Source organism: Sphaerospermopsis kisseleviana CS-549 (genome assembly GCF_028329225.1).
GTDB lineage: Bacteria > Cyanobacteriota > Cyanobacteriia > Cyanobacteriales > Nostocaceae > Sphaerospermopsis > Sphaerospermopsis kisseleviana.
Map to the genome: position 1 here is coordinate 1 of NZ_JAQMTI010000089.1, position 4685 is coordinate 4685.

Annotated in this window: 5 protein-coding genes; 3 read left to right on the forward strand and 2 right to left on the reverse strand. The window is 40.6% G+C overall.

The window, feature by feature from the left end; all coding sequences use genetic code 11:
- Positions 1-53: 53 nt before the first annotated feature.
- Positions 54-497: an Rrf2 family transcriptional regulator gene (locus PN497_RS06670; RefSeq protein WP_096571486.1), complete on the reverse strand. Its 444-nt coding sequence runs from the start codon at positions 495-497 to the stop codon at positions 54-56.
- 607 nt (positions 498-1104) lie between these two features.
- Here PN497_RS06670 and PN497_RS06675 point away from each other — a divergent pair.
- On the forward strand, positions 1105-1518 hold the full coding sequence (locus PN497_RS06675; protein WP_096571485.1) for an AbrB family transcriptional regulator: 414 nt from the start codon (positions 1105-1107) through the stop codon (positions 1516-1518).
- Positions 1519-1711: 193 nt separating this feature from the next.
- On the opposite strand, the gene PN497_RS06680 is transcribed toward PN497_RS06675, so the two are convergent.
- Positions 1712-3616, reverse strand: coding sequence for a chloride channel protein (locus PN497_RS06680; protein ID WP_096571483.1), 1905 nt, complete (start codon positions 3614-3616; stop codon positions 1712-1714).
- 416 nt (positions 3617-4032) lie between these two features.
- Between PN497_RS06680 and PN497_RS25890 the strand changes: the two genes are divergently transcribed.
- The gene (locus tag PN497_RS25890; protein WP_199291295.1) at positions 4033-4200 is read left to right on the forward strand and encodes a transposase; all 168 of its coding nucleotides are present in this window, start codon (positions 4033-4035) and stop codon (positions 4198-4200) included.
- A 34-nt stretch (positions 4201-4234) separates the two neighbouring features.
- Entirely contained in the window at positions 4235-4606 is a 372-nt protein-coding gene (locus tag PN497_RS06685; RefSeq protein WP_096571481.1) for a hypothetical protein, read from the forward strand.
- Positions 4607-4685 lie beyond the last annotated feature (79 nt).

Consider the following 4685-nt stretch of genomic DNA (forward strand, 5'->3'; position numbering starts at 1 on the left):
CAGTCACCAGTCACCAGTCACCAGTCCCCAGTCACCAATCACCAGTCAACTGACTAAACTACAAAACTTGCTTCTTCCCCTAGAGATGCTTGCCAACTTCGCGCATCATAATAAAGGTCTGCCAGAGTAATACTATACAAAGCTTCTTTTAACTTTTGGTTCAGTCTTTGCCACAGAGTAAAAGTTACCCAATCTTCCGCTTGAGCAGGTGGTGGACTGTTCAGAGGTATGTGAGTCATATTTTCCCCAGCAGCCTCTAAAATTTGTCCTATGGAAATTTGTGCAGGTTCTCTTGCTAATTGATAGCCACCAACACTGCCACGAATTGAGTTGACTAACCCAGCGCGACGCATTTCTATTAGCAGCTTTTCCAAATAGGGAGCAGGAATATCTTGACGTTTAGCGATCGCTCTGACAGATACAGGTCCATATTTCGGCTGTAAACTTAAATCCAGCAATGCCTTAACGCTATAGTGTCCTCTCGTGGTTAGTTTCATTTATTAGGGAATAGGTGACTGGGGACTGGGGACTGGTGACTGGTGACTGGTGACTGGTGACTGGGGACTAGGGACTGGTGACTGGTGACTGGTGACTGGGGACTAGGGACACTTCGACAAGCTCAGTGCATCGCTGGGGACTGGTGACTGGTGACTGGGGATACAATGAAAGGATTTTGGATGCAAGGATTTTGGATTGTTCTTGTCAACTCCAATCTAAAATCTAAAATCTAAAATCTAAAATTATTCTGACTCCTGACTCCTTGAACTCCTGACTCCTTGAACTCCTGACTAATGACTAATAACTAAAGACTTGAAAATCATCTTTATTTAGCAAACCACTTTTTTACGTTACTTTAAAAAACTTAAACAAATACAGTTTACCAGTAATTCACAAACTATATATATCTCTCTCTGAGCATCATCAGAATTTTATTTTAGAAAATATCTTGACAAGATTGATAATTGTGCAACAATTTCTGATAAGAGTGTAATATACTTGGCTATGCTGAGATAAAAAAATAAAGGACTCTGTTCCTGTTAGCTCAGTATCAGTTAAAATAAAATCGATTCAACCACTTCAATCATTTAATTCCGACCAAAGTTGATGCCTAAACAGAAAAAAAATGAACCCCTTGTTGGTGAAGAACTGCTCCAAAAAGTTAAGGAGCTAGAGAACGAAAGCAAGGAAGAGAAAGCTAAACAGTGTGGCTACTATACTGTTACCAAAAATGGTATAGAGCGCGTGAATATGATGAAATTCTTGAATGCCTTAATTGATGCCGAGGGCATTGAGTTGGACAGTACACCAGGTGCTAATGGCCGTGGTGGACGCAGTGCCAGCTATAGAATTAGCGTGCAGTCTAACAACAATTTACTCATAGGTTCAGCTTATACAAAACAGATGAATCTTAAACCTGGAGATGAATTTATCATTACTTTAGGCAAGAAGCATATTCGACTACGCCAAGTAGATCCAGAAGACAGAGAAGATGGTGAAGTAGAAGAAGCTACAGCTTAATCAAAATTTAGTTGTAGAGGTTTTCAGCTAGAAGATCAGTTGTCAGCTGTAGGGGTTTAGCAATGCTAAACCCAGACTTGCAGTTATTGATTTTTGTGTACTAACCAATCGGTTATCAGTTGTCAGCAGTTAAAAACCTCTTCCCCAATCACCAATCACCAATCACTAATCACCAATCACTAATCACCAAAGACTAATGACCAATAACTATATCGGTTGTTGGCAACATTGGTAAATAGTGCTGTAAAGCTTTGCGCGTAGCTGCTAAATTGCAAGTTAAAGCGATTTGCTCTTTTTCGAGTAAACCTAAAATGCAGTCGGGGTTGTTTCTTGCTACCACTGGTAGCTGATGCAAACCTCGCAGCGCCATACGATCTAAAGCTTCAGATAAAAGTTCATCTTGCCAAGCATAGAGAATATCAGTCGTACAAATATCTATGAGTGTTTGACTAGAAAAATTAGGCTGTATTTCACCAGGAGAATGTTGGTAATTTTCCCAAAGAGAAAGAGTGCGGTTAATATCGTCCAGAGAAATAATACCGACTAATTGTTCATTGGCATCAATGACTAAAGCACTGGGTGAGCGATCGCGGATCATTTCCATAGCAGCTTCTAAAACCCCAAGATTTGCCGGCATTTTTTTAGGATAAGAGTGCATAGCATCTGCCACAGAAATTTGCTGTACAATTTCCACTTGCTCATCTTTCAATTCCGAAAGACCAATCTGTTGTAGATTGGAATTAGAATTAACAGTTGGTTTAATTCCTTCTACTAACCAGACACTTAAACCCACCGCAGCCATCAAAGGTAAAACAATTCGGTAGTCACGAGTTAATTCAAACAACATTAAAATAGCTGTTAAAGGCGCTCTCACACTACCCGCCAAAACAGCAGCCATACCCACCATTGCATAAGCTGGAGGAGCAGCCATATATTCAGCAACTCCGGGAACTATCAAAGCCAAAACTTTGGCATAGGCAGATCCGAAGGATGCACCTAAAAACATGGCAGGCGCAAACAAACCACCTACAAAACCACTAGCAGAACTAACAGCCGTCATCAGCAGTTTCAACCCTATAAGTACAAGTAACAAATTCAAGGAAAACTCTTGATCTTGCAACATTGCTTGCACAGTTCCATAACCAATACCTAAAATTTGTGGGTATTGCAAAGCCACTAAACCAACTATTAAACCACCAATAATTGGTTGAATAGGTTTAGGAATCTTGCCCAAAAATTGAAATCCTTGAAAGCGTCCGCTAAAAAAAGCTTTACCTAAACTAATAGATTGTGTATAAGTCAAAGCTACCAAACTTGCACCCAAACCTAAACCCAGATAAAGCGGTAATTCTAAAGGACTGCGAACTTGATAAGCAGGTAAAGCAAAAGCAGGTTGAGAACCCAAACCAATTTGAGCAATTAAAGCTGCTACTACCGCTGCAAGTAAGACCACACTGACGGCAGAAGTAGCAAAAGAAGTAGCCCCCATAACCACCTCTAAAGCAAAAAATACCCCAGCAATGGGAGCATTAAATCCAGCTGCTAAACCAGCAGCAGCACCAGCACCCAACAGTAACCGCTGCCTCTCTTGAGAAACTTGCAGTACATCTGATAACAACACCCCAAAATTAGTACCTATTTCCACACTAGGACCCTCAGGACCCAAAGATGCACCACTACCTAAAGAAACAGCAGCAGCTATCATCTTAGTAACAGGTCGTAATTGTTGCTTAACTTCTCTACCCTGAGATAGAGCAATTAAAGATGAAAGTCCAGGTCCAAAATCTTCAGTACGCCAACGCATTAAGCCTACAATTAATCCGCCCAGGGTAGGAACACAAGCTAAAGTCCAACCACCCCAGACTCCTATCTGTCCCAAAAAATTTTCTAGCATCAAGTGATGAATCAACTCGATGAGATAATGAAAAGTGACCACACCCATACCCGTACCACCACCAATGAGCATGGCTAAAAACAGCACCACTGTTTCCGGGGATGGCTGAAGACGATTGATCAGATGAGTTAAACGAGCAGAAGATGTGGGAAAGGCAACTGGCTGAGTTACTTTCCTCAGTTGTGTAGGAGGCAAGAGAGTCATGGAAAAACGGGGTAAATGTAAGAAAAAATTTATTTTTTTTATTGGTTAATTATTATTGTGAGCCATGACTAAGCAACCAGACAAGTATGCTTGATATCCTTCATTTACACAGTTTTCATCAACTCAGACAAGCAGTTAAAATTTTTATGATCAGAATAGTTGAAATAGGAGAGAATTATTAGTTAATACAAGTTGTTAGTTATCACAGTGAGTAGTTGTGATGGGGAGATAGATTGAGTATTCACTATCAGCTATCAGATGGAACAGAGAACAGGTAATATTTTTCGTTTTCCTGCCTCTTACCTCCTACTTCCTGCCCCTACTACCTCCTGAGATCAGAACTTGATTTCAGCCATACTTCTTAGTGAATATAGCTATTGTTATAGAAAGATCACTCTAAATTAAGCCGCTCTAAGGTGCATCAATGCCCGAATTGTGGAGCGCAAACACCGAGAGATGCTAACGGCGCACGTAATATTATGTTGCGTGCTTTGAGGGATTCCTCCTTTACCGTCAGTAATGATGGTATTGCTATCGTTACAGTTCGAGCTTTGTCAATCAATGCTCAGAAATGTTCAGCGTAAATGAATCAGTAAATGGACTAGGCGGAAGCTCTAGATGAATATACACACCTTTGATAATAATTATGTTACTTGTCCGATTTGCCAAAGAAATAACAGGACTAAGCCTGTTAAGACTTATATCGGATTATTTATTTGTCCTTATTGTCAGGAAAAACTCGTAGTTTGTAAAAGTGGTCACTACGTCCGTGATCCGTTTACTTGGAAAAAAATTCTTATCTCCTCGGCGTTGCGTCGTCAAAGCCGACCTTTAGCCAGGATGATTAGAGATTTGCCGCTTTTCAAACGTTATTTGTTGGCTTTAGCTATGGGAGGTGCAATTTTATTTACTACAATTGCTATCACCCAGGACAGCACAAAGTATCAACAGGAACTGCTTCCAGGAAGTGAGAAAGTGACGGGTGATTAGTGATTGGTGATTGGTGATTGGTGATTGGTGATTGGTGATTGGTGATTGGTGATTGGTGATTGGGCATTGGGTTATTAAC